Annotated in this window: 1 pseudogene; it reads right to left on the bottom strand. The window is 58.2% G+C overall.

Going from position 1 to position 213, the window contains the following annotated elements:
• Positions 1-213 (bottom strand): annotated as a pseudogene (locus tag HMPREF2954_RS04885) (hypothetical protein); the annotation flags it as partial.

Raw genomic sequence — 213 nt, 5'->3', positions numbered from 1 at the left:
TTTTGCCGCTGACGATGTTGCCGGTACCGATGGCGATGGTGTTCTCGGCGTTGGCTTGGGCGCCTTTACCAATAGCGATGGCGTTGGTGCCTTTGGAAGCGGCTTGGAAGCCGACTGCCGTGGCGTATGCGCCGCTCGCGCTAGAGTCTTCGCTGTTATAGGCCTGTACGTCGGGCTCTACTTCGCCGTCGTTGGTATGGAAGAACTTGATAC

It is taken from the genome of Neisseria sp. HMSC067H09, assembly GCF_001814135.1.
Taxonomy (GTDB): Bacteria; Pseudomonadota; Gammaproteobacteria; order Burkholderiales; family Neisseriaceae; genus Neisseria.
The sequence above is the reverse complement of the archived record's forward strand: the minus strand, read 5'-3'. Positions and strand labels throughout refer to the sequence as shown.